A 22,601-nucleotide genomic window follows, 5' to 3' on the forward strand; every position below is an offset into this window, starting at 1 on the left:
CGGGATCCGCTCCTCGATCGAGACGTAGGAGAACAAGGAGCCGCTGCGCTCCTGCTGACCTCGCATCAAACCTGGGGCAGTTGGCCCATTCTCGCAGAGGTGGCGGGGTTTTTCAGCAAACTCTTAAAGACGTCCTATGGGTGGAAGGGGATTGAGGATCACGCAGTGAAACCGAGAAGTCATGCTTGCCTGTGCCCAGGTGGGGAGTGCGTGATGTCTCCTGTCCTGGCAGATCCTGATCAACTTCGTTTTGGCTTTGCGGGTTCTCCAGCTGCGCGCCTTGCCCGCTGTTGTGATGCAGCAGCAGCAGTGCATGAATACCGGCATCGGCTGCGATTTTAACCGTGGCGCGATGGGCGGCTTCCATCAGTATCAGCACCTTGGTGGGTGAGCTGCGACGGTCCAACTCCCCTGACCACCCGTAGACCGGACCGTCCTGCAGGGCCACCATGGTGACCACCAGCCGGCGCCCCTGGCTGGCTCCAGTCGCACTCCACCCCTGAAGATCGTTCAACAGCAGCACCCCGAAGGTGCGGCTGGGGTTGCAGACCAGTCCCCGGTGATGCGTGGGGTCGTGCAGGGCACGGAGGTCTGGGAAAGAGGAATCAAGCTGTGAATCGGAAGCTTTCCTCCAATGCTTACCGGCGTCATGCGCAAGATTTCATTGTATGGCTGGATGCTTCGGCTGAAAGATCCGCTTCAGCCCTTTCGTTGGAAGGAGTGATCACAGATCCATTCCGTACCCTCGCCCCGGCCCGGGCCCTCCTTGAGGAGAGGCTCGGCCCCCCACCGGCAGGGATCGGCAGGGTCTCCTGGGCCCTGGTCCAACGCACGGTCGAAGGCGGTCAGTGGCCGCAGGGCAAAGCGGAAGGATCCGTCGGCGGGCCCAGCCGTGACACGCTCCGCCATGGCGAGGCCCTGGCGGCCACCCAACAGCGAATCATCCTGCACCTCGAGCGGATGGAGCAGCGCCTGGAGCGCCTGGAGCTGCTGCTGCTCCACCTTCTGGACCGTCAGGCCGGACCGCCGACCTTTCCGCCGACCTCGCCCTCTCCGCCGACCTGACCCCACAGACTGCATTTCCCTGGATGCCTCCCTGGCCGCCGCGACACACACGGCAGCTGCGCCCCATCGGCCCGATCCTGGGAACAATGACACCCCCCTCTGCGATGGGCTTTCCTTCCGATCAGCCGCTGAAATCCTCGTCGGGGGAGCCCCAGCGCCGCAGCGGCCGTTACCGCTACCACGGCGGCAAGCCCGCTGATCCCAACGAGGGCGTGCATCCCGAAATGGTCGACTCCGACCCGTCTGAGCCGCCGGCGACCGGCATTCCCGGCAGCCCCGATGAACTGATCGCCATGCAGGCCAGGTCCGAGCGTCCGGAGAAGCCCGACCGGGAGCTGAGTGCCAGGGTGCAGGAGGTGCTCGATCTGATCGAACAGCTCGATATCAGCACCGCCGAAGACCAGCAGATCGCCCTGACGCTGGTCCGCCACCTGGAGGGTTTCCACGATGAGGTGGTGGAGGAGATGAAGGCCGACGAGCAGGCCAAGCACAGCCAGATCGTTGCCTGGTCAATCGATGCTGACCGGCTGATGCGCAGCCGCATCCTGCTCGAATCCGTCGACCTGGAATGAGCCGAGGGGCCAACCCATCCTGATTCCCCCCAGAAGCCTTCGCGGCCCCTGAGGGGAGAGATCGGCATCCTCCTGGGCGCGATGAGTCAGCTCAGCAGCACCGCCCCCTGGGTCAGATCTGCGACCATAATCTCGCTCAGGTTGATAGTTTGAGCATTGAAGCCCAGATCCACCAGCGTGCCGCCGGGCTGATCCATGAATCCCGGCAGGATGGATTCGTTCCGGAAGACGGTCAGATCCAGCACGTCTTCGCTGGGATTGAAGCCATCAATCGTGAGCGATTGTCCCCAGGCGTAGGGGATCACGATGCGCTCCGCCACGCCACTCTGTGCCATCAGATACGTATCCGTGCTGTTGACCAAGATGCCGGTTACCTGATCGACCTGCGAGCCGTTGCCTGGATCCGAAAGCCCATCGGTGATGTCGTCATCTGGAATCAGTGGCTGGATAGCCCACGGAAGGAGCGGCTGGATGGGCTCGCCTGTGATCACGTCAGACTCTGGGTCTGTGTGCTCCTCGTCGGAGATCAGCTCAACTCTGCCCGTGCCTGCAAGGGCCTGGCCTTTGGCATCGAGGAGCTGGACATCTCGGGCTATATCAAACTTAGAAAGATCAAAATCCTCAAGAATCGCAATGTTGGTGCCAGTTGTTGTGGAGATCCTGCCCAATCCGTCCGTCTCGGAATAGGTGATCATGAGATCAGAGCCTGAACTGACCCCGTCGTAGGCCTCCATGACGATCTGAATCTGATCAACGCCTCCTGTGAAGTCTTCAATGGTGTTAGTGCCGCCATTGAGCAGGAAGGTGTCGCGACCCCCACGGCCGGCGAGGGTGTCGTTGCCCTGGCCGCTGACCAGGAGGTTGTCAGCATGGTCGCCGCGGATGATGTCATCGCGGTCCGAACCCACGATGTTCTCGATCCCATAGAGGTAGTCCAGGTCTGCACCTTCCGCCACCATCGGCTTGCCCAGCTCACGGATGCCGTTGTGCAGCAGCACCGCTCCATCCACCGTGGTGGCCATGTCCACCGTGATGCCCTGGGTGGCGCTGTTGCTGGCATAGCCGTAGAAGGCCGTGTCGATGCCCTCCCCGCCATAGAGAAGATTGGAGCCGCCGCCGCCCATGAGGATGTCGTCCCCCGCGAGTCCGTAGAGCACGGCGCGGCTCATGTCGGGATGGTTGGCGCTGGGTGAGTGGTGACCCTCCAGGATGTCGTCGAGCGCTGTGCCGCTGAAGGAGGAGACGCCGTTGACCCCCTTGCTGACGGTGGTAGCCCCGTGGGCACCGAGGATGATCATCGAATCGCCGCCCAGCTGATCGAGGCCATCCAGGTTCACGCTCCGCTCGCCTTCCTGCATCTGCAGTTGCGATGAAGTGCCATCGGCGATCACGTAGCTGCGGCGCAGGGTGGAGAAGGCCAGGTCTGCCAGGTCGGTATTGGAGAGATGGCCGAGTCCGTTGCGCTGCGCGTGGGCGAGCATGGCATCCATGTCAATGGTGACATCGGCGAGATAGGCGGGGGCGCCATTGATCTCCTGCATGACATAGAAGCCTCCGCTGTTGCTGGAGAACTGCTTGGCCACGATCTGGGGCTTGTCTTTGTCCGGATGCAGGTTGAGGATCAGGGAGTCTTCGTAGGGGTTGAAGTCCGTGATGATCTGCGCCTTGCTCCACTGCAGTGAGTAGGAGGGGGCAGTGCTGTCGTTGGAGTTCAGGTATTCGAGCAGTCCCTGTCCCAGATTCAGGGCTGAAGAGAGAGCAAAGTTCCCTGTGGCAAGTGCCACTACGCTCGCGCGTCCAAGCCCCTTTGCGGCGACGGAGTGGGAAAACGCGGTTTCCACGCCTTCATTGAATTGAAGCGCAGGTGCCACCAGTGGGCTCAGCACGAAGGTGTCGAAGCCGCTGCCGCCGCTCAGGCGGTTCTGGTCGCTCCCTGCCATCGTATCCACGATCAGCCAGTCATCTCCGGCGCCCCCCATCAGGGTGTCTGTGCCGGTGCCGCTCAGCAGGCGATCGTTGCCATCTCCGCCGTGGAGCAGGTCGTGATCGTTGCCTCCCTCCAGCAAGTCCTGGCCGTCGCCTCCCTCGAGCGTGTCGTTGTGGTTGCCGCCCAGCAGATGGTCGTTGCCGCTTCCTCCTCGGAGTAGGTCATAGCCATTTTGGCCATAGATCGTGTCATTGCCTCCGCCACCATCGATGCGGTCATTGTGGTGGTAGAATTCCTCGCCACTTGATGTTTTCGCCGAGTTGTATCCCACGATGAGGTTGTCCTGGGAATTGCCGTAAATCTCGCTGGGAACGTAAAAGCCGGTGCCTCCTGACTGTTGTTGTGATCCCCAGTTGGGTTTGTCCAGGTTGGTCGAGCCTTCTGCCATGTGCGTCGCGCCGGTGGAATACACCCATGCATTCGTCCAGCGACCCATGCCTACATAGTGCCTGCTGTGGTGCAGCAGGGTTCCGCTGGGTGCTCCGCCCATGCTTTCTGTTGCCGTCGAGAAATGGAGGGTCTCTGTGGAGGGGGGTAAAGAAAGCGTTTCCCAGGTGCTGGTTGGGTCGGGGTCTGCATGCAACCCTTCTGCTTCTTGAACCAGTAGATCCCCTTCGGAATCCAGGGATTCGTAGGCGCTGATCTCAGGAGTCACAGCCGTGATCGGTTCGCTCGAGATGGGAAGTTCTGGATGGAGGGTGAGAGGGTTCATGGCGGATCTGATTTCTCTTGATCCCAGAGTGCAATCAGCGCCGTTTGATTCCATCCTGCACATGCAGGATGGCTCTGGAGGATCCTTCAACTGCAGGGGTGCAGTGCAACATCCCTGCAGTTGAAGGATCCTGTTCTCAGGTGTTCGTCCAGTGCAGATATCCCTGCCGCACGCCCGCCAGTACGGCCGCGGTGCGGTTATCCACCCGGAGCTTGCGCAGGATGTTCTGGACGTGGTCGCGGGCCGTCACCTCGGCGATGGACAACCGACCGGCGATCTCCCGGTTCGAGCAGCCTTCTGCTACGAGCTGCAGGATCTCCATCTCGCGTTCCGAGAGCTCGTCGCTGGCCCGCTCGCGTGTTTCCAGGGCGAGCCGGCACTCCGGATCGAGGTAGCGCTGGCCGGTTTCCAGTGCTTCCAGGGCCTCCAGCAACGCGCCTTGCCCGATGTTGTGCTGCACCAGCAGCGCATCCACACCGGCATCGATCGCGGTTTTCACAGTGGTGCGATGGGCGGCATCCATCAGCATCAGCACCTTGGTGGGTGAGCTGCGACGGTGCAACTCTCCTGACCACCCGTAGACCGGGCCATCCTGCAGGGCCACTGTGGTGACCACCAGCAGGCGCCCCTGGACCCGCTCGATCAGCGAGCGCCCCTCATTGCTGGTGTGGGCGATGCCTACCAGCCGCTGGCTGACTCCAGTGGCACGCCACTCCTGAAGATGGCTCAACAGCAGCACCCCGAAGGTGCGGTTGGGGTTGCAGACCAGCACCTGGTAGTGGCTGAGGAGTTCCATCACCAGCCGGGTCCGCTCCACCAGTCCCAGGTGATGCGTGGCGTCGTGAAGGGCCCGCAGGCCTGGGAAGGAGGAATCGAGCGGTGAATCGGAAGCTGTCATCCCATACTCAGCCGCGTCCTGCGCAAGACATCATTTTATGGCTGGATGCTTCGTCTGAAAGATCCTCTTCAGCTGTCTCCGCCTTGGTGCGCAACCATGTGGGTCGATGGTCAGGGCTCCGCTTGCTCACCCCCACCCCCTATCTGGAGCTTGAGGCGGTCGAGGTCTGGCTTGGACCTCGCCGCGTCTTCGACGACCTCTCCCTGCAGCTGCACCTGGGCGAACACACGGTGATCCTGGGGCCCAACGGCTCCGGCAAGAGTTCCCTGATCAAGCTGCTCAGCCGCGAGCTCTACCCCGTGGTCAGGTCAGGCTCCCGGCTGCGGATCTTCGGCAGCGAGACGGTGAACCTCTGGCAGCTGCGCGGCCGGATCGGCCTGGTGTCTCAGGATCTGCAGGCGGGTTATGTCGGCCGCGTGCCCGCTGCTGATGTGGTGCTCTCCGGCTTCTTCGGCTCGGTGGGGATCGGCCGCAGTCAGCAGCCCACCCTCCCCCAGCGCCAGCGGGTGGCCGAGCTGATGGAGCAGCTGGGGCTGGCCGATCTGGTGGAACGGCCCTATGCCCAGCTGTCCGATGGCCAGCGGCGCCGGTTGCTGCTGGCCCGGGCCCTGGTGCACAACCCCGAGGTGCTGGTGCTCGATGAACCCACCAACGGCCTCGACCTCCAGGCGAAGCACCAGCTCCTGGCGATCCTGCGGCAGCTGGCCCAGTCCGGCACCACCCTGCTGCTGGTCACCCATCAGATCGAGGCGATCCTTCCCGAGATCAGCCGAGCCGTGCTGCTGAACCAGGGGCGGGTGGTGAACGAGGGCCCCGCCGACGCTCTGCTGCAGGACGCTCCCCTCAGCGCCCTGTTCGACACCCCCTTGAAGGTGTGCACCGCCAACGGCTACCGCCAGGTGGTGCCGGCCTGAAGGCCCTGATCGCGTTCGTTGGCATCACGATCAGCCTGATCGCGATCAGACGTCATCCCGATCGATGCGCCGGTAGCCGAACCAGTCGGGCACCAGGGGCTGATGGCGCCCCTGCGGATCGGGGATCAGGTGCACGTGCAACGCTCCCACCTGCGCCAGGGGGAGGCAGTCGTCCGCCTCCGGCAGCACCTGGAGCAGGGAGAGATCGTCTTTGTGCTGCTCGGTGGCTCCCACCAGCCAGCGGCTCTTGGCCCTGGCCTTGGCGGCCTGGGGTGAGCGGGCCACCACCAGTCCGAACTGGTGCAACTCCGCCAGCTGCCGAGGGTCGTAGGCACCGAGGTTCACGAAGTAGAGCCGTTCGGCGCTGGCCTGCTGGGGCTCTGGCTGCAGCATCACCTGAAAGCCGTCCACAAGATGCACGGCCACATAGCTGTCGATGTGCAGCCCGCGCCGCTGCCCGAACCACTGGGCGCGCAGGGCTGGGATGGTGGCCTCGATGCAGTCGCCCGCCACAAAGCGCACATCGTGCAGCTCCACGTGGCAGCGGGCCGTCCGACCGCCGAGCACCACCAGGAACAGGAGGGGAGTCGCTGGCGCGTCGGTCACGGTTAACAGATCTTTACATTAGTCTGGGGGACCGTCGGTGCGCCCGTGGACGTCCTGTTCCCCATCCTCTATCTGATTGTCTTTGCGGTGCTGCTCGGCGGCTCCTTCGCCCTGATGAGCCAGGGATTCCGCCGCCCCAGTCCCCCAGCGGCGCCCCGTCATCCCGAAGCTCCCATGCCTGGTGAGCCGGTGCTCTACGTGGATCTTCAACGCGAGCGGCTGGAAGCGCTCTATCAGGAGGCTTCCTGATCAAAGCGTGCGATCTGCTGCCCTGCTGATCCTCTGGAGCCGGATGAACGCCAGGCCAGCTGCCGGCAGGGCAGGCTGGATGCCCGGGTGATGATCCGGCATCCGGTCGACGCACCATCCCCCCGATGGATCTTGAGGGCACCTTGCAGGCCATCGACGACCCCTTCTGGATCCGTCCGATCGAAGTGGTTGTCGTGCATCCCGGCTCCTTCTCGGAGGGATGTGCGGCCCTGGTGCTGGTGCGCGAGCAGAAAACCATCCTCGTGGACCTCTCCCAGCTGGACGAGGATGTGTCCCAGCGGGTGGTCGACTTCCTCGCCGGCGGTGTCTTCGCCCTCGATGGCTCCTCCGAACGGGCCGGCGATCAGGTGTTCCTGTTCGCTCCTGAAAGCGTTTCGATCCAGCGCGACTGATTGCACGGCATTCAGCGCCATGTCCAGCGCGACATCCAGCACGACGCAACACCCCCCATGCCCTCCATCCAGCTCGACACCCTCGATGGCTGTGGCCTGGCGATCGGCGGGTATCCGCGCTTCCGCTACGACGCCCGCGGTGGTGGAGCGCTTGGCCACCTTTCCTCCCCTGGGGCTGAGGGTCTGCACGACGTGCAGTTCGATCCAGCCGGCGTGGTGATCCCTGAGCTGTGCAGCCGAAACACCCGTCAGCTAGGCCTTCCTCTGCCGCCGTTTCTGCACATCGCCATCGTGCCCACCGCCCTGGCCGGTCAGCTGGATCCGGCCAGCGGCCAGCTCAGCCTGCAGTTCCAGGCCCGCTTCCGCTTCCGCATCGGCAGCCTCTACGCCGCTCCGGATCTGCTGGTGGACACCAGGCTCAGCACCGGGGCGGTGGCCAGCCGGCGGCATCGCCTCGCCGGCCGGCCGCTGGATGCCGCCGGGGAGGGGGTGCTGGTGGGAGTCGCCACCGTGCCTCCTTGCGGCGATCCGTGGCTGGATCGCTTTCTCGGCCTGCCGGATGAGGCGCTGGCGCTGCTGCGCTGCCGGCTGCAGAGCGTCTGAGGCCGGCAGCGGCAGGTGCGGGGGAGAATGCCTGCCTGCGTCCCCCTGTCCCGCGCCAGCCGATGACTGCCAGCCCCGCCTCCAATCCCGCCTACGGCGAGCTCACCAGCCGGGGGGCTTCCACCAACATCGTGTGGCACCACTCCACGGTGACCCGGGCGGCCAGGGCCCACCAGCGCGGCCACCGCAGCGCCATCCTCTGGTTCACCGGGCTGAGCGGTGCCGGCAAGAGCACCCTGGCCAACGCCGTCAACTCGGCCCTGTTCGAGCAGGGCCTGGCCTGCTACGTGCTCGACGGCGACAACATCCGCCACGGGCTCTGCAAGGACCTGGGTTTCTCCGATGCCGATCGGGAGGAAAACATCCGCCGCATCGGTGAAGTGGCCAAGCTCTTCCTGGATGCCGGTGTGGTGGTGCTCACCGCCTTCGTGTCGCCGTTCCGGGCCGATCGCGACAAGGCCCGCTCCCTGGTCGATGGCGGTGATTTCATCGAGATCCACTGCGCCGCCGACCTGGGCATCTGCGAAGAACGTGACACCAAGGGTCTCTATGCCAAGGCCCGGGCCGGCGAGATCAAGGAATTCACCGGCATCTCCAGCCCCTACGAGGAACCGGAGAACCCGGAGCTGCGGGTCGACACCGGTGGCCAGAGCCTGGACGATTGCGTCGCCCAGGTGATCAGCCACCTCGAAAGTCAGGGCATCATTCCGGCGGTCAACTGAGTGGCTCGCCCGGTGCCTCCCCTGCCCGCAAGCGTTCACCCCAGGCATCGAGGAAGGTCTTGACGCAGCTGGCCAGGGGCACCGCCAGGAGCAGGCCCAGCAGCTCCCCGAAGCCCATCAGGCTGCCCACCCGGGCCCCGATCGGCAGACTCACCAGCAGCCAGGCCGGCTGCAGCCCCACGATGCTGCCCATCAGCCGCGGCTGGATCACCTGATCCACCACCTGGCCGACGCTGATCGCGGCCGCCAGCACCTCCAGAGCGGTGCGGGGGTCTTCCAGCGCCAGCAGCACGCTCACCACCACGATCGTGAGAGCACTGGCGTAGGGGATCAAGGTGGTGAAGCCGATCGCCACGGCGAACAGCACGCCGTAGGGAATACCCAGCAGGGTGAACACCACGATCTGGGCGCCGCTGAGGATCAGGGCGAGCACCACCTGGCCGGCGAAGTAGCCGCGGAAGGTGCGTCCCAGGGTTGTGAGCACCAGGGAGCGCACCCCCGCCGGTAACCAGATCCCGAGCCCCGCCACAATGGCGTCGCCGCCCAGCAGCAGGAAGGCGGCCAGCACCAGCACGATCAGCGTGTTGATCGTGATCCCCAGCGTGGTGCCCAGCAGGGCCAGCAGCTGCTGGCTCACCTGGCTGGCAATCCGGCTGGTGCGGCTGATCAGATCACTGCTGAGATTGCCGAAGTCGCTGGGGAGGCCCCGCTGCACGGCCCAGTCCTGCAGGTTCTGCAGCAGCAGTTCCCCCTCCGCCAGCCAGGAGGGCAGCGCATTGATCAGATCGCCGAGCTGCTGCACCAGCCGCGGCACCAGCCACAGCACCGCCAGGGCCACCAGCCCCAGGGCGCCCCCCAGCACCAGGGCCAGGGCCAGCAGCCGCGGCATGCCGCGATCCTTCAGCCAGCGGGCCGGCAGATCCAGCAGAAAGGCGATCAGGGCTGCCCCCAGGAACAGGGCCGGAAACGGCGCCAGGGGCAGCAGCAGCTGCCGCAGCACCCAGAGGTTGAGAACCAGCAGCGGCAGGGCGAGGCCGAACCGCAGCCAGGGGGGCAGCACCAGGCGCTCAAGCATGGGGCATCTGCTCCAGATACGTGCTGCTGCCGAGCTCCTGCAGGCGGGTGTCCTTGGCCACCACCTGGTCGTGCAGGTCGCTGCGGTAGGCCTCCAGCTGGGCGGCCAGCTCCGCATCGGCGGTGGCCAGGATCTGCAGGGCCAGCAGGGCGGCGTTGGTGCCATTGCCGATCGCCACCGTGGCCACCGGGATGCCGGCGGGCATCTGCACGATCGAATGGAGGGAATCCACGCCCCCCAGGGCCCGGGTCTGCACCGGCACGCCGATCACCGGCAAGGTGGTGAGCGAGGCCACCATGCCGGGCAGGTGGGCGGCGCCGCCGGCGCCGGCGATGATCACCTTCAGGCCGCGGCCTGCCGCCTCGCGGGCGAACTGCACCATCTCCAGGGGGGTGCGATGGGCCGAGAGCACCCGCACCTCCGCTTTCACCCCGAACCGCTCCAGCATCGCCACCCCGGGCTGCAGGGTCGGCAGGTCTGAATCGCTGCCCATGATCACCGCCACCCGCACGGGCTGGGCCTGGGGCGCCACCGCGTCGGCAGCGGATCCGGCAGCGGCAGCGGAAGGGGAGGACACCAAAGGGCAACGCCCGACGACGGGCCGAGGGAGCAAGCCAGAGAGGATGGCATCTTTCCGCCTGCCCCGCCGCCGGGTCGGCTTTCGCCATGCGCTGGCTCAGCCACGTCCGCCTGCCCCAGGCTTCCCCCTGCCGCCATGGCCACAACCGCTCCTGGCGGATCGGCATCGATGAGGCGGGTCAGATCGCTGTGGTGGAGCCGATCCCGGCCGGCAGCGCCGCCGCCGGTGAGGCCTGGGGGGGCGACTGGCTCAGCCCGGCCGGGGTGGATCTGCAGATCAACGGTGGCCTCGGCCTCGCCTTCCCGGAACTCACCCCGGCGGATCTGCCGACCTTGCTGCAGTTGCTGGAGCGGCTCTGGACGGATGGGGTGGAGGCGATCTGCCCCACCCTGGTGACCTGTGGTGTGGGTCCCCTGCGCCAGGCCCTGACGGTGTTGGACCAGGCCCGCCAGCAGCACCAGCCCGGGCGCTGCCGGCTGCTGGGCGCCCACCTGGAAGGCCCGTTTCTGGCGCCGCAACGGCGTGGTGCCCACCCAGCGCAGCACCTCTGCCCGCCCAGCCTGGAGGCCCTGCAGGAGCGCATCGGCGGCCATGAGGACGCCATCGATCTGGTGACCCTGGCCCCGGAGCTTGCCGGCGCCGAGGCCGTGATCGACGCCCTCCGGGCCCGGGGGATCGTGGTGAGCCTCGGCCATAGCGGCGCCGATGAGGCGGCAGCGCAGCACGCCTATGGGGCCGGCGTGACCATGGTGACCCACACCTTCAATGCCATGGACGGTCTGCAGCACCGCAGCCCCGGACCGGTGGCGGCGGCGATCCTGGCGGGCACTGTGGCCCTGGGCCTGATCGCCGACGGGGTGCATGTGGCCCCGTCGATGGCGGTGCTGCTGCAGCGGCTGGCGCCGGATCGGCTGGTGCTGGTGAGTGACGCCCTGGCGCCCTACGGACTGGGGGAAGGCGCTCACCCCTGGGATGAGCGGCTGCTGCTCGTGGAAGACGGCTCCTGCCGCCTGGAGGACGGCACCCTGGCTGGCGTCACCCTGCCCCTGCTGGAGGGGGTGCGGCGGCTCGCCAGCTGGAGCGGCCGGCCGGAGCAGGCGATCGCCGCGGCCACGGTGTCGCCGCGGCGGGTGCTTGGCGACGAACGCTCCGTGGAAACGATGCTGGTGGGCACCCCGCTCAGCGAGGCGTTGCGCTGGCATCAGGACGGCACGGGTCTGGCCTGGCGACGCGCTGCCTAGGATCCGCGCCACGATTCCCAGCGACGAATTCCAGCCCCATGCCCACGAAAGAAGCCGAGAAAGCCGTGGTGGAGGCCTATTTCAACAGCACCGGCTTCGAGCGCTGGAATCGCATCTACAGCGACAGCTCCGAGGTGAACCGGGTCCAGCGCAATATCCGCATCGGCCACCAGAAGACCGTCGATCAGGTGCTGGCCTGGCTGCAGGAGCAGGGTGATCTGGCCAACCGCAGCTTCTGTGATGCCGGCTGTGGCGTGGGCAGCCTCAGCCTGCCCCTGGCCCAGCTGGGGGCAGGTTCGATCGCCGCCAGCGATCTGTCCGCCGCCATGGTGGAGGAAGCCGGCCGCCGGGCCGCCTCTGCCGGAATCTCCAGCGAGCAGCTGCGTTTCACGGCCTCTGATCTCGAGAGCCTCGAGGGCCACTACGACACGGTGATCTGCCTGGATGTGTTCATCCATTACCCCCAGGCGGCCGCGGAGGAGATGGTGCGCCATCTGGCCGGCATGGCGCAGAAGCGCCTGATCGTGAGCTTTGCCCCCTACACCCCCCTGCTGGCGCTGCTCAAGGGGATCGGCCAGCTGTTCCCCGGCCCCAGCAAGACCACCCGCGCCTACACCCTGCGGGAAGAAGGGATCGTCAAGGCGGCGATGGCCTGCGGCTTCCAGCCGATCCGCCGCAGCCTCAACAAGGCCCCCTTCTACTTCTCGCGGCTGATCGAATTCGAGAAGCGGGGCTGAGGTTCCAGGCCGCAGTCCTGGTGGCCTGAACCCTCAGCCTGCCAGGGGCTCCAAGAGCAGCGCCTGGCTGTCACTCAGCGCGATCGCATCGCCAGCCAGGTCGACTGCGGTGAGCTCCAGGCCCGGTGAGGCGAGCAGCAGCTGCCAGCCACCGCAGTGGCTCGGGAAGAGTTCCTGCAGACGGACCTCCATGGTCTCGCCGCCCATGTGGGCCACGAGGGCCACCCCATGCCGGGATGGATCCATCGTGATCGGTGGCTCCCAGCGCAGCCCATAGAAGATGGTGGTGGATGGGATGGCCAGCAGATTGAGCCGCTCTGCCGGAGCGAGGTTGTCGCCCAGCCAGGGCCGGGCCTGGCGGAAGCGCCGCAGCGAGAGGTTGAAGTCGGCCTGGGTGGGCTGCAGCCGATCGGCGTGCAACCAGACATTGCAGGCCTCGTGCACGTCTTCCATGAACTGGCGGGCGAATGATTTCAGCCAGAACACATCGATGCCGGCGGTCTCCACCGGCACGGCCCGCGCGCAGTGTTCGGCCATCCGTTCAAGGTCGTAATCGGTGTCCGTGATGGTCTCGACCAGCAGGGCGAGAAACCGCCGGAGCTGCCCCAGCTCAGCGAACCCCAGCTGTTTGATGCGGGGAAACAGTGCTGCCTCTGCAAACAACTCCGGCGTCACTTGCCAATCGAGGAATTCCGGCGCTTCCTCTGCCACCACCTTCACGGCATAGCGGTCGTCGGTGTTGCGAAAGAAGCCCCAGGGGGCGCGCATCAGACAGTGGATGAAATCCATCGGCAGCCCTGGCGCAAAGCCATAGGTGAGTGCCGCGATCGCCGGGTTGTCGTAGGCATTGTTGAGCACCTGCTGAAGATTGCTGCCCAGGTGGTGATTGATCGGCTCGTTCAGATCCACCTGGGTGCCGCGCCGCAGGGTGTCGTGGTTGCCGCAACCGGTGATCCAGTGGGAGCCGAACTGCATCTTCTCGCAGACGCGGTGCCATTTGTGCGCCCAGAAACCCTTCAGGGCCGGAGTGTTGTGGGCGAAGATCAGCGGTCCCCACTGGTAGGAATCCGGGCGCAGCTCCACCAGGTCTCGGTAGGTGGAGATCTCTTCCCAGCCCTCCGCCGGCCAGGGTCGACCATCCTCATAGATCACAAAGGGACGCCACTGATCGCCGCCGATCTCCTGAACGAGATCGCCCATCGCCAGCAGATAGGGATCGTCGTACTCGACCCGGCCGCTGATCGGGTTGAAGAACTTGAAATCCTGGCCGCCGTCGATTCGGATGCCGTCGGCGCCGGTGTTCACCTTGCGGCGCTGCATCTCCAGCAGGATCGCCCGTACCACGGGATTCTGATGATTCACATCCTGGCCGTACATGTTCGGCCCCTTGAGGAAACGGCCGTTCAGCAGGTCGATCGCCTGATTGTCGGCATGGCCATACACCAGGTCGTAGATCAACCGGATCGGCCCGGTGGGGAAGGTATGCAACGTGGCGATGAAATCCACCAGCTCATCCGGCCGCAGGGTTTCCAGCAGGGCGGGGTTGGTGGCCGCTCCAGCGAAGATCACCACGTCGTAGCCCCAGTTCTGGAGATCGGGGCGACGCAGCTGCACCCGCACGGTTGCGGATTCACTGACGATGCCTTCGGTTTCCGGATCCAGCCTCTCTTCATCGCCGTCCCGCAGGCTTAAGAAGCCGTCCTCATGGGGCCTCCCTCCCCGGTATTCCACCGTGGGTTCAGTCGGCAGCAGCTGCACGGCGTCGTAGCCGAGGAAATTGGTTTCCGCCGGGGAGAGGTTCTCCCCACGGCTGAGCTTGCGGCCCAGCTCCCGGAACAGGGTCGTCAGCCCCGAGAGGTAGCCATTCGGGGATGCCGTTTTGACATGCAGCTGGAGAATGTTCCGCGGCGCTGGAACAACGGTAGGATTTTCATTCTGTGTCTGGAAATAGGCCAGATCCGCCCGCGTGCGCTGCAGTGACTCCAGGTCGTAGAGCTCGGCTGGGGCATAGACGCCGTAGGGGAAGGAGGTGCCGAGGCAGTCGCCCACGATGCACACAGCGTTGGTTTCCGGGCTGAGATAGCGGAGCCAGTAGAGGGAGCCGATTATCTCGCGGTTGCCCAGCTGCAGGCCACGCAGCACCCCCCAGTGGTAATCGCCCTGCTTCTCGAGCTGCACGTAGTCGCGGCGGAAGCGCACCTCCTGGTCGGCCAACGCCGGATCAATCGCCTGGCGGGGTGTGAACACCTCCAGCACGATGTTCTTCGGCTGAATCACACCGGTGGACAGCTCCGGCGTCCAGAAGCCGATCTCCGTCAGCCCATCGGCTCGTCCACGGGCCCCGAGGCGGGTGGCGAGCAGGCGTGCCTTTTCGAAGGTGGTGGCATCGCTGGACTCGATGGCCTCGGCCCAGGTGAGCAGCTCCGCAGTGGCGCCGGCCACCAGCTCGATGGACGCAGGTGGGGTGGCGGGCATCGATCTGTTGCTGTTGGTGGCGGACGGCTCTCCGAACGTCGGGTGCAAGGGAGCTGTGCCCCACCGTTGCACGCCTGCGGAGCGGCGTCAGCCGGGTCCATAGGCGATCTGGCACACGGCATTGAGCAACTGGGCCTGATCTGCCGTGCTGGGGGGCTGGCCCTGCAACAGGCCCTGGTCGCAATCCGCCTGGCCATAGGAATAGCTGCCGCCGCTGATGGCATAGGCGAAGCTGGCGCCCTTCGGCGGCACGGCCTGCACCGAGGCGTAGTCGAGCTGAATCGAGGTCTGGGGCACCACGATCACGGTGTTGTGCTCCTCCACCGCCGCGTCCACCAGATCGGTGACGGCCGACGCAGTGGCCAGGCTGGCGACTCCCCAGGCGGCCGACCGCGCTCCCCACCAGCCCCAGCCCGCCGGGTTGACGCGGTACCAGCCGGCAGTCCATGGCCTGGCCTGCCAGTAGCGGCCGCCCTGCCAGGCGGGATTCCAGGTGCCCACCCCAGGCCTCCGCACCACCCCGGCACCGGGCGCACCCCAGCCGGCGCCGGGCCGCACGCCCCGCCCCGAAGCCGGTCCTCCCACGCCTCCGCGGTTGTACAGGCCGGGTCCGGCCTCTCCAAAACCGGCACCAGGCCGCACCCCGGCACCGGAGGCCGGTCCGCCGACTCCGCCGCCCCGCATGGGCCTGGCCGTGGCCTGCGGTGCCGACAGCAGCAGGGGCAGCAACAGCAGGGGCGTCAGCAGCAGAGGGTTGAGCAGCAGGCCCTGGGGCCGGCTCCCCCAGCGGGATCGGGATGGATGGGCCATGGAGGTGTACGGGGACTCCCCCTTGCTAGCCAGGGACTGATGCAAAGGATTGGCTTTCGGCCTTTCGGAGCGAGTCCCCTGCGGTCATGGGCTCCGTTGCGTACGCAAGGACTGCCGGCAACGGCGACTCCAGCTCCAGGCAGCCACCCCCGGGCAGGGGCAGGCTGAGCCGGTGGGCATGGAGGTGATAGCCGCCGGCGCCGGGCAGCACCGCCGGATGGGCGGTCCCGCCCGGCTGGTAGAGCGGATCGCCGAGCAGGGGGGCACCGAGCGCGGCGGTGTGGATGCGGATCTGGTGGGGGCGGCCCGTGGTGATGGCCACGGCCACCAGGCAGGCGCCGCAGCGGCGTTGCAGCAGCGTCAGGCGGCTCTCGGCGGCCAGGGCAGCGGGGTCTTCGGCCGTCTCGGCGGCACACCAGATCGTTCCCAGCAAGGGATGGGGACGCCGACCGATCGGGGTGGTGATGGTGAGGCTCTCCCCCGGGGCCAGCCCCGCCAGATCCGGCGGCAGCGGAGTCGTGAGCGCGCGGTAGATCTTGCTGCAGCTGCGCTGTCCGTGCTGGCCGGTGCCTGACCGCTGGCTGCTGCTGCTGTCGCGCAGCAGGGCGCTGAGCCAGGCGCGGCTGGCGGGGCGGCGGGCACAGACCAGTAGGCCGGAGGTGGAGCGGCCCAGGCGATGCACGGGGCGCGGCACCCCAGCGGCATCGCCGCCGTGGCGCCGCTCCAGCAGCCGCAACAGGGTGTGCTCCAAGAAGCCACCGGCGGGCAGCACCGGCAGGCCGCTGGGCTTGTCGATCACGCAGAGGTCGCCGTCGTCGAACAGAACGTTCCACGACCCCGGCACGGCCTGCTCCTTCCAGGGGGGCCGATGCCAGTCCAGCCGATCCCCGGCTGCGAGAGGCCCATCGGCCCGGAGCTGGTGGCCGTTCCGCCACAGCTCACCGGCGGCGAGCCGCTGGCGCCACAGTGCCGCCGCCGAATGGGTGAAGCGGGACGCCAAGTAAGACAACACGCCTGCGGGGTTGGCCGTCGGTACCCCAGCCACTGAATCTGGGCTGGAGAGGGTGTCCAACTGGCGTAGATCAGCGGCCCTGATCCGCTCGCGATACACGTGACCCTGGTTGAGGCCCTCCGGCAGCCAGTCCGGAGGCGGAGCTTCCTCCAGCGGAGCTGCCTCGCCCGGAGGGGCCCCGGAGCTCACTCCACCAGGCCGTGCTCGAGGGCGTAGCGCACCAGCTCGGTGCGGCTGGAGGTGCCCGTCTTGGTGAACAGCCGGCTCACGTACTTCTCCACGTTGCGGATCGAGGTTTCCAGCCGCCGGGCGATCTCCTTGTTCATCAGCCCCTCCGCCACCAGCTGCAGCACGCTCGCCTCGCGGGGCGTGAATTCCAGCCGCACCGCCGCCGGCGGCTTCTTGCTGCCGCTGCTGGAGAGCAGGGAGCGGATCTCGGTGATCTGCTTGGCCATCTGGCCGATGTCCGCATCGGCAAAGCGGGCCGCCTCGGCCAGCAGCCGTTCCTGACGTCGCACTGCGTTGTGGACGCGGGCCACCAGCTCGTCGGGATCGAAGGGCTTGGGGATGTAGTCGTCGGCGCCGGCATTGAAGCCGGCGATGCGATCGGCGGTCATCCCCTTGGCGGTGAGGAAGATCACCGGGGTGCCCCCCAGGCGCTCATCGCCCCGCAGCCGCTGCAGCAGCCCGTAGCCATCGAGGCGGGGCATCATCACGTCGCTGATGATCACATCAGGCAGCAGCTCCTGGGCCAGGGTCCAGCCCTCCTCACCGTCGTTGGCGGTGGTCACCACGAAGCCCTCGTCCTCGAGGTAGGCCTTCACGGCGGTGCGCAGACCGGGTTCATCGTCCACCAGCAGCAGACGGGCCGGTGCCTGCGGAGCCGGCTCGGCGGCCTCGGCTGAAGCGGCTCCGGCCGCTGCGGAGCTGGCACCAGCGGGGCTGGTTGCGGCCGCATGGGGATCGGCGGGTCGGGAGCCGGTGGGGTCGGGGGTCATGACGATCAATCTATCGACGGCTTCCCGGCAGCACCTGGCGGCGCTCCTGCAGGTGGCCGGGATAGCCCAGCTGGCGGGCCACCGCCCCCAGGGTGGCCGGATCCTTGCCGGCCTGCTCCGGGAAGCAGGTGGCCCACCAGATCAGGTGATGGAGCCGGTTGCCGGGGGTGATCTGGCCGCCGGGGTTGAGCTCGAGCACGATCAGGTTGCGGCCGTCGCTGGTGATCCGCATCGGCGTGGCGGGGTTGCAGCGGATCGACTCGGTGCGCACCTTGATGTCGTCGGGAAGCTCCTCCCACACCTTGATCCGCCAGAGCCCGGGCTCGGCTGGATCGGCCGTGGCGCCATAGACGCCGGTGGCCTGTTTGCCGCCCCGCACCTGCCGTTCCTCCAGAAGAATCAGATCCTTGGGCCTCGCCTTCGAGGGGATCAAGTTCAGGCCCTGGGCCGAGGCTGGCGCAGCCAGAACCCAGCAGGCGAGCAGGCCCGCCATGGTCGTCAGCCCGCGAGTCAGAAGCCCACCGGCCAGCCTGGGTGTCGCGGTTGCCCGTGCAGTTGTCAGCATGAATCCATGCTGGCCTACCTCGACCACCACGCCACCACCCCCTGCGATCCGGCCGTGGTCGCCGCCATGGCGCCCTGGTGGAGTGAGGCTTTCGCCAACCCCGCCAGCCGCCTCTACCGGCCGGCCCTGCAGGCGGCCGCGGCGGTGGAGCAGGCCCGCGGCCGCATCGGCAGGGCCCTCGGCGTGGCTCCGGAAACGGTGTGTTTCACCAGCGGCGCCACCGAGGCCAACAACCTGGCCCTCAAGGGCGTTGTGGAAGCGGCGTCGGAGCGCGGTCTCTCCCGCCGGCGGATCGTGAGCCTGGTGAGCGAACACCGGGCGGTGCGGGATCCCCTCGCCCATCTGCAACGCCACGGTGTGCCGCTGACGCTGTTGCCGGTGCAGCCCGATGGGCTGCTCGATCTGAACCGGCTGGAGGAGGCCCTCACCCCGGACGTGCTGCTGCTCTCGGTGATGGCCGCCAACAACGAGATCGGCGTGCTGCAGCCCCTGGCGGCGATCGGCCGGCTCTGCCGCGATCGGGGCGTGCTGTTTCACTGCGATGCCGCCCAGGCGGTGGGCCAGATTCCGCTCGCCGCCGAGGAGCTCGGCATCGACCTGCTCAGTCTCAGCGGCCACAAGCTGTATGGGCCCAAGGGGGTGGGAGCGCTGCTGGTGCGCCCCGGCGTGCCCCTGGCGGCGCAGCAGCACGGCGGCGGGCAGGAGGGGGGGCTGCGGGCCGGCACCCTGCCGGTGCCGCTGATCGTGGGGCTGGGGGTGGCGGTGGAGCAGGCCCTGGCCGACCGGGAGGCGCGGGCCCTGCGGCTGGGGCCCCTGCGCGACCGGCTGCAGCAGGCGCTCGAGAACCTCGGGGGGGTGACCCTGAACGGGTGCGCCACGGCCCGCCTGCCCCACAGCCTCAATGTGAGCGTGGCAGGCCTGGACGGCACCCGACTGCATCAGCGGCTGCGCCGCCAGATCGCCGTGAGCAGTGGCTCGGCCTGCAGCCAGGGCAGTCCGTCCCACGTGCTGGCGGCCCTGGGGCGCAGCCGCGCCGAGGCCGCCGCCTCGATCCGCTTCGGGCTGGGGCGCGGCACCACCGAGGCCGACATCAGCACGGCGATCACGGCCGTGCGTGAGGCCGTCAACCAGCTCCGCTCGGGCCCCACAGGGTGGTGAGCAGCACGAAGCCCACCACCCCTACAACGGCTAGCAGGGCCTGGGCCACCCGGCTCACCAGCATCCCGCTCACCACCGCCAGCCCCACCAGCAGGCAGCGACGCAACCGCAGCAGCGGGGTGGGTGCCAGCGAGGCCGGTGCTCTGACCAGCTCCCCCACACTCGCCCCCAGCAGAGGCCCCACCAGTGCCCCGAGCAGGGGTCCACCGAAGGGCAGGGCGGGCAGCAGGCCCAGCAACCCCACCAGCAGCCCGATGCCGGCACCGAGATAGGCCCAGCGCGTGGCCTGCAGCCGCGCCGGACCCAGCACCAGCCCGAGCGCCTCGGCCCCCCAGCCGAGCAGCAGCAGCACCACGGCCAGCGCCAGCGGCGGCCAGCCCACGCTCCAGCCCACCGCCAGGGGCCAGAGCAGCGCCCCCAGGGGCAGCAGCACCAGACCGGGCAGCAACGGCAGCAGGGTGCCGGGCAGGGCCGCCAGCTGAATCAGGAATGCCAGCCACCAGAGCAGGTCGGTGCGTGCCGTGGCGCTCAGCGCCGGCAGGGCGATCGCGGCCAGGGCCATCAACCCTCCTCCAGAACCCGCCGCCGGGCCACCCGGAACTTGGCGGAGCGGCTGCGGGGATTGGCCTCCTGCTCCGCTTCGCTGGCGACCAGGGGCTTGCGGGTGATCCTCTCCAGCCGTTCATCGGCGAGGAAGGCGGTCTTGACCCGCCGGTCTTCGAGCGAATGGAAACTGATCACACCCAGCAGCCCGCCGGGCAGCAGCCAGTCGGGGGCGCGCTGCAGCAGGCGATCCAGCACGGCGAGTTCGTTGTTCACAGCGATGCGCAGGGCCTGGAAGCTGCGGGTGGCGGGATGGATGCGGCCGCGCCGCGCCTTGGGCGGGTAGCAGCCGGCGATCGCGTAGGCCAGGGCGGCTGTACCCCTCCCCTCCGCTCCTGTGGGATCACTCCAGGGGCGCAGCTCCACCAGTTTGCGGGCGATGCGGCGCGATAGCCGCTCTTCGCCATAGGCATACAGCAGATCGGCCAGCTCGGTTTCCGAGAGCCGATCGAGCAGCGCGGCTGCCGGCTCGCCGGCAGCGGGATTCATTCGCATGTCGATCGGGCCATCGACGCGGAAGCTGAACCCTCGTTCCGCCACGTCCAGCTGGGGGCTGCTCACCCCCAGGTCGGCCAGCACCAGGGCGGCGGGCTCGGGGGGCAGGAAATCGGCGAAGTTCGTGGCCACGATCCGCACCCGATCGCCGTAGGGGTCCAGGCGCTGGGCGGCGGCGGCGCGGGCGGTGGGGTCCTGGTCGAGACCGATGAGGCGCAGGCCGGGATGGGCCTCCAGCAGCAGGGCGCTGTGGCCGCCGCCGCCAAGGGTGCAGTCGATCAGCAGGCCGCCCTGCGGGCCCGCCGCCGCGGGGGGGAGCACCGCGAAGCTGGCGAGCACCGCTTCCGCCAGCACCGGCACGTGATCGAAGGCCTGTGCCAGAAGAGGCCATGCAGCGGGCTCTCCCTTCCTAAGATCCCGCCATTCGATCCGCAGCCCACGGCCCCATGACGCAGCTGGAGACGCGCACGGAGCCGATGGTGGTCAACTTCGGGCCCCATCACCCCTCTATGCATGGGGTGCTGCGGCTGGTCGTGACCCTCGATGGCGAAGACGTGGTGGACTGCGAGCCGGTGATCGGCTACCTCCATCGCGGCATGGAGAAGATCGCCGAGAACCGCACGAACGTGATGTTCGTGCCCTACGTAAGCCGCATGGACTATGCGGCCGGCATGTTCTACGAGGCGATCGTGGTGAATGCACCCGAGCGTCTGGCCAACGTGCCGGTGCCGAAGCGGGCCAGCTACATCCGCGTGCTGATGCTGGAACTCAACCGCATCGCCAACCACCTGCTCTGGCTCGGCCCCTTCCTGGCGGACGTGGGCGCCCAGACGCCGTTCTTCTACATCTTCCGCGAACGGGAGATGATCTACGACCTCTGGGAAGCGGCCACCGGCCAGCGGCTGATCAACAACAACTATTTCCGCATCGGCGGTGTGGCTGCCGACCTGCCCTGGGGCTGGCTGGAGAAGTGCCTCGATTTCTGCGATTGGTTCGGCCCCAAGATCGATGAATACGAGAAGCTGATCACCAACAACCCCATCTTCCGCCGCCGCATCGAGGGGCTCGGCACCATCGAGCGGGAGCAGGCGATCAACTGGAGCCTTTCGGGCCCGATGCTGCGGGCCTCCGGCGTGCCCTGGGACCTGCGCAAGGTCGATCACTACGAGTGCTACGACGACTTCGACTGGAGCGTGGCCTGGGCCAGCGAAGGTGATTGCTACGCCCGGTACCGGGTGCGGGTGGAGGAGATGCGCCAGTCGCTGAAGATCCTGCGCCAGGCCTGCCAGATGATCCCCGGCGGCCCCACCGAGAACCTGGAAGCCCGGCGCATGGCCGAGGGCAAGAAGAGCGAGTGGTATGGCTTCGATTACCAGTACGTGGCCAAGAAAGTGGCTCCCACCTTCAAGATTCCTTCGGGCGAGCTGTATACACGCCTCGAATCCGGCAAAGGGGAAATCGGTGTGTTCATCCAGGGCAACGACGACGTCACCCCCTGGCGCTTCAAGATTCGCGCCGCCGATTCCAACAACCTCCAGATCCTGCCCCACCTGCTCAAGGGCAACAAGGTGGCCGACATCATGGCGATCCTTGGCTCGATCGACGTGATCATGGGCTCGGTGGACCGCTGAGCCGCGCAGCAACCCGACCTCGATCCACGCGCCAGCGCTGGCTGCAGCGGCTGCGGCAGTCTGGCTTCCTCCTGCCTGCTGCTCTCACCGGTTACCTGGGGCTCAAGGGTTGGCTGGGCCATGGCCTCCTGCCCGGCTGGTCGTGTCCGTTGCGGGCGCTCACCGGTATTCCCTGCCCCACCTGTTTCCTCACCCGGGCTGTCTGCTCCAGCCTCCAGGGCCAGATCCGTGAGGCGATGGACTGGCATGCCTTCGGACCTGCGGCGGCCGTGGCTCTGCTGGTCTGGTCGGTGGCGTCGATCTGCAGCCGGCGGCTGGTGCCACCCCAGCTGAAAGGGAGCCATCTGGTGGTGATCAGTGTGGCGCTGGTTCTCTATTGGGGGGTGCGCATGACCCTGCAGTACGGACTGGGGCTGCCGGCCTTCCCGACGGGCTGAGGGTTCCGCAGCAGGACAGGCCAGGAGTGACCAGATTCAGATC

Annotated in this window: 25 protein-coding genes; 12 read left to right on the top strand and 13 right to left on the bottom strand. The window is 67.3% G+C overall.

Translation table 11 applies throughout. From position 1 onward, the window contains the following. Positions 1-112: 112 nt before the first annotated feature. A complete protein-coding gene (locus VB777_RS01395; protein ID WP_323246587.1) occupies positions 113-523 on the bottom strand; it encodes a hypothetical protein in 411 nt (136 codons plus the stop codon). Positions 524-720: 197 nt separating this feature from the next. On the opposite strand from VB777_RS01395, the gene VB777_RS01400 reads away from it, so the two are divergent. Beyond that, positions 721-1,065, top strand: a complete 345-nt coding sequence (locus VB777_RS01400) for a hypothetical protein (protein WP_323246589.1) — start codon at positions 721-723, stop codon at positions 1,063-1,065. A gap of 86 nt (positions 1,066-1,151) precedes the next feature. Next, positions 1,152-1,637, top strand: a complete 486-nt coding sequence (locus VB777_RS01405; RefSeq protein WP_323246591.1) for a hypothetical protein — start codon at positions 1,152-1,154, stop codon at positions 1,635-1,637. 86 nt (positions 1,638-1,723) lie between these two features. Here the strand turns inward: VB777_RS01405 and VB777_RS01410 are convergent, their stop codons facing one another. Next, a complete protein-coding gene (locus VB777_RS01410; RefSeq protein WP_323246593.1) occupies positions 1,724-4,336 on the bottom strand; it encodes a calcium-binding protein in 2,613 nt (870 codons plus the stop codon). Positions 4,337-4,472: 136 nt separating this feature from the next. Beyond that, complete coding sequence (locus VB777_RS01415) at positions 4,473-5,234, bottom strand: response regulator transcription factor (protein WP_197158520.1); 762 nt, start codon at positions 5,232-5,234, stop codon at positions 4,473-4,475. A 122-nt stretch (positions 5,235-5,356) separates the two neighbouring features. Between VB777_RS01415 and VB777_RS01420 the strand changes: the two genes are divergently transcribed. Further along, entirely contained in the window at positions 5,357-6,148 is a 792-nt protein-coding gene (locus tag VB777_RS01420; protein WP_323246595.1) for an ABC transporter ATP-binding protein, read from the top strand. A 45-nt stretch (positions 6,149-6,193) separates the two neighbouring features. On the opposite strand, the gene VB777_RS01425 is transcribed toward VB777_RS01420, so the two are convergent. Continuing rightward, the gene (locus tag VB777_RS01425; protein WP_323246597.1) at positions 6,194-6,754 is read right to left on the bottom strand and encodes a DUF1543 domain-containing protein; all 561 of its coding nucleotides are present in this window, start codon (positions 6,752-6,754) and stop codon (positions 6,194-6,196) included. A 45-nt stretch (positions 6,755-6,799) separates the two neighbouring features. Here VB777_RS01425 and VB777_RS01430 point away from each other — a divergent pair, with 45 nt between their 5' ends. The 4 genes from VB777_RS01430 to cysC all read left to right on the top strand — a co-directional run bounded on the left by VB777_RS01430 (position 6,800) and on the right by cysC (position 8,741). Beyond that, entirely contained in the window at positions 6,800-7,003 is a 204-nt protein-coding gene (locus tag VB777_RS01430; RefSeq protein ID WP_323246599.1) for a hypothetical protein, read from the top strand. A 125-nt stretch (positions 7,004-7,128) separates the two neighbouring features. Further along, positions 7,129-7,416 (top strand): cell division protein SepF, encoded by a 288-nt coding sequence (locus VB777_RS01435; protein ID WP_323246601.1) that lies wholly within the window; start codon positions 7,129-7,131, stop codon positions 7,414-7,416. Between the two features lie 57 nt (positions 7,417-7,473). Beyond that, positions 7,474-8,019 carry a hypothetical protein gene (locus tag VB777_RS01440; RefSeq protein WP_197171964.1) on the top strand — a complete coding sequence of 182 codons (546 nt, stop codon included), beginning with the start codon at positions 7,474-7,476 and terminating at the stop codon, positions 8,017-8,019. A gap of 62 nt (positions 8,020-8,081) precedes the next feature. Continuing rightward, positions 8,082-8,741 carry an adenylyl-sulfate kinase gene (gene cysC, locus VB777_RS01445; protein ID WP_323246603.1) on the top strand — a complete coding sequence of 220 codons (660 nt, stop codon included), beginning with the start codon at positions 8,082-8,084 and terminating at the stop codon, positions 8,739-8,741. On the opposite strand, the gene VB777_RS01450 is transcribed toward cysC, so the two are convergent. Both VB777_RS01450 and purE read right to left on the bottom strand, forming a co-directional pair. Beyond that, on the bottom strand, positions 8,734-9,816 hold the full coding sequence (locus VB777_RS01450; RefSeq protein WP_197170876.1) for an AI-2E family transporter: 1,083 nt from the start codon (positions 9,814-9,816) through the stop codon (positions 8,734-8,736). The genes cysC and VB777_RS01450 overlap by 8 nt on opposite strands. Then, a complete protein-coding gene (purE, locus tag VB777_RS01455) occupies positions 9,809-10,309 on the bottom strand; it encodes a 5-(carboxyamino)imidazole ribonucleotide mutase (RefSeq protein ID WP_197159040.1) in 501 nt (166 codons plus the stop codon). The genes VB777_RS01450 and purE overlap by 8 nt, the downstream gene beginning before the upstream one ends. Before the next feature lie 173 nt (positions 10,310-10,482). Here purE and VB777_RS01460 point away from each other — a divergent pair, with 173 nt between their 5' ends. Both VB777_RS01460 and bchM read left to right on the top strand, forming a co-directional pair. Next, entirely contained in the window at positions 10,483-11,637 is a 1,155-nt protein-coding gene (locus tag VB777_RS01460; RefSeq protein ID WP_323246606.1) for an N-acetylglucosamine-6-phosphate deacetylase, read from the top strand. A 38-nt stretch (positions 11,638-11,675) separates the two neighbouring features. Further along, complete coding sequence (bchM, locus tag VB777_RS01465; RefSeq protein WP_197158527.1) at positions 11,676-12,374, top strand: magnesium protoporphyrin IX methyltransferase; 699 nt, start codon at positions 11,676-11,678, stop codon at positions 12,372-12,374. Between the two features lie 33 nt (positions 12,375-12,407). On the opposite strand, the gene gghA is transcribed toward bchM, so the two are convergent. The 5 genes from gghA to VB777_RS01490 all read right to left on the bottom strand — a co-directional run bounded on the left by gghA (position 12,408) and on the right by VB777_RS01490 (position 18,162). After that, complete coding sequence (gene gghA / locus VB777_RS01470) at positions 12,408-14,849, bottom strand: glucosylglycerol hydrolase (protein WP_323246609.1); 2,442 nt, start codon at positions 14,847-14,849, stop codon at positions 12,408-12,410. 87 nt (positions 14,850-14,936) lie between these two features. Then, positions 14,937-15,659, bottom strand: coding sequence for a hypothetical protein (locus VB777_RS01475; protein WP_197170869.1), 723 nt, complete (start codon positions 15,657-15,659; stop codon positions 14,937-14,939). A gap of 25 nt (positions 15,660-15,684) precedes the next feature. Further along, positions 15,685-16,860, bottom strand: coding sequence for an RluA family pseudouridine synthase (locus VB777_RS01480; RefSeq protein ID WP_323246610.1), 1,176 nt, complete (start codon positions 16,858-16,860; stop codon positions 15,685-15,687). After that, a complete protein-coding gene (locus tag VB777_RS01485) occupies positions 16,857-17,669 on the bottom strand; it encodes a response regulator transcription factor (RefSeq protein WP_323246611.1) in 813 nt (270 codons plus the stop codon). The genes VB777_RS01480 and VB777_RS01485 overlap by 4 nt, the downstream gene beginning before the upstream one ends. 10 nt (positions 17,670-17,679) lie before the next feature. Further along, the gene (locus VB777_RS01490) at positions 17,680-18,162 is read right to left on the bottom strand and encodes a hypothetical protein (protein ID WP_197158531.1); all 483 of its coding nucleotides are present in this window, start codon (positions 18,160-18,162) and stop codon (positions 17,680-17,682) included. A gap of 78 nt (positions 18,163-18,240) precedes the next feature. Between VB777_RS01490 and VB777_RS01495 the strand changes: the two genes are divergently transcribed. After that, entirely contained in the window at positions 18,241-19,392 is a 1,152-nt protein-coding gene (locus tag VB777_RS01495) for a cysteine desulfurase family protein (RefSeq protein ID WP_322758222.1), read from the top strand. Here VB777_RS01495 and VB777_RS01500 read toward each other — a convergent pair. Next, positions 19,358-19,954: a DUF456 family protein gene (locus tag VB777_RS01500; RefSeq protein ID WP_322758223.1), complete on the bottom strand. Its 597-nt coding sequence runs from the start codon at positions 19,952-19,954 to the stop codon at positions 19,358-19,360. The two genes, VB777_RS01495 and VB777_RS01500, sit on opposite strands and share 35 nt — an antisense overlap. Further along, the gene (rsmH, locus tag VB777_RS01505; RefSeq protein WP_197159042.1) at positions 19,954-20,871 is read right to left on the bottom strand and encodes a 16S rRNA (cytosine(1402)-N(4))-methyltransferase RsmH; all 918 of its coding nucleotides are present in this window, start codon (positions 20,869-20,871) and stop codon (positions 19,954-19,956) included. The genes VB777_RS01500 and rsmH overlap by 1 nt, the downstream gene beginning before the upstream one ends. Before the next feature lie 65 nt (positions 20,872-20,936). Here rsmH and VB777_RS01510 point away from each other — a divergent pair, with 65 nt between their 5' ends. Both VB777_RS01510 and VB777_RS01515 read left to right on the top strand, forming a co-directional pair. Further along, entirely contained in the window at positions 20,937-22,121 is a 1,185-nt protein-coding gene (locus VB777_RS01510; protein WP_197158534.1) for an NAD(P)H-quinone oxidoreductase subunit H, read from the top strand. Between the two features lie 149 nt (positions 22,122-22,270). Then, positions 22,271-22,558, top strand: coding sequence for a DUF2752 domain-containing protein (locus VB777_RS01515; protein WP_322758224.1), 288 nt, complete (start codon positions 22,271-22,273; stop codon positions 22,556-22,558). Positions 22,559-22,601: the final 43 nt, after the last annotated feature.

Source organism: Synechococcus sp. CCY9202, from assembly GCF_034931685.1.
Lineage (GTDB): Bacteria > Cyanobacteriota > Cyanobacteriia > PCC-6307 > Cyanobiaceae > CBW1002.

Coding starts and splice junctions, on each gene's coding strand:
- VB777_RS01450 (WP_197170876.1), bottom strand. CDS start 9,816: ATGCTTGAGCGCCTGGTGCTGCCCCCCTGGCTGCGGTTCGGCCTCGCC.
- bchM (WP_197158527.1), top strand. CDS start 11,676: ATGCCCACGAAAGAAGCCGAGAAAGCCGTGGTGGAGGCCTATTTCAAC.
- gghA (WP_323246609.1), bottom strand. CDS start 14,849: ATGCCCGCCACCCCACCTGCGTCCATCGAGCTGGTGGCCGGCGCCACT.
- VB777_RS01410 (WP_323246593.1), bottom strand. CDS start 4,336: ATGAACCCTCTCACCCTCCATCCAGAACTTCCCATCTCGAGCGAACCG.
- VB777_RS01485 (WP_323246611.1), bottom strand. CDS start 17,669: ATGACCCCCGACCCCACCGGCTCCCGACCCGCCGATCCCCATGCGGCC.
- VB777_RS01405 (WP_323246591.1), top strand. CDS start 1,152: ATGACACCCCCCTCTGCGATGGGCTTTCCTTCCGATCAGCCGCTGAAA.
- VB777_RS01490 (WP_197158531.1), bottom strand. CDS start 18,162: ATGGCGGGCCTGCTCGCCTGCTGGGTTCTGGCTGCGCCAGCCTCGGCC.
- VB777_RS01500 (WP_322758223.1), bottom strand. CDS start 19,954: ATGGCCCTGGCCGCGATCGCCCTGCCGGCGCTGAGCGCCACGGCACGC.
- VB777_RS01440 (WP_197171964.1), top strand. CDS start 7,474: ATGCCCTCCATCCAGCTCGACACCCTCGATGGCTGTGGCCTGGCGATC.
- VB777_RS01510 (WP_197158534.1), top strand. CDS start 20,937: ATGACGCAGCTGGAGACGCGCACGGAGCCGATGGTGGTCAACTTCGGG.
- VB777_RS01435 (WP_323246601.1), top strand. CDS start 7,129: ATGGATCTTGAGGGCACCTTGCAGGCCATCGACGACCCCTTCTGGATC.
- cysC (WP_323246603.1), top strand. CDS start 8,082: ATGACTGCCAGCCCCGCCTCCAATCCCGCCTACGGCGAGCTCACCAGC.
- VB777_RS01460 (WP_323246606.1), top strand. CDS start 10,483: ATGCGCTGGCTCAGCCACGTCCGCCTGCCCCAGGCTTCCCCCTGCCGC.
- purE (WP_197159040.1), bottom strand. CDS start 10,309: ATGGGCAGCGATTCAGACCTGCCGACCCTGCAGCCCGGGGTGGCGATG.
- VB777_RS01495 (WP_322758222.1), top strand. CDS start 18,241: ATGCTGGCCTACCTCGACCACCACGCCACCACCCCCTGCGATCCGGCC.
- VB777_RS01475 (WP_197170869.1), bottom strand. CDS start 15,659: ATGGCCCATCCATCCCGATCCCGCTGGGGGAGCCGGCCCCAGGGCCTG.
- VB777_RS01415 (WP_197158520.1), bottom strand. CDS start 5,234: ATGACAGCTTCCGATTCACCGCTCGATTCCTCCTTCCCAGGCCTGCGG.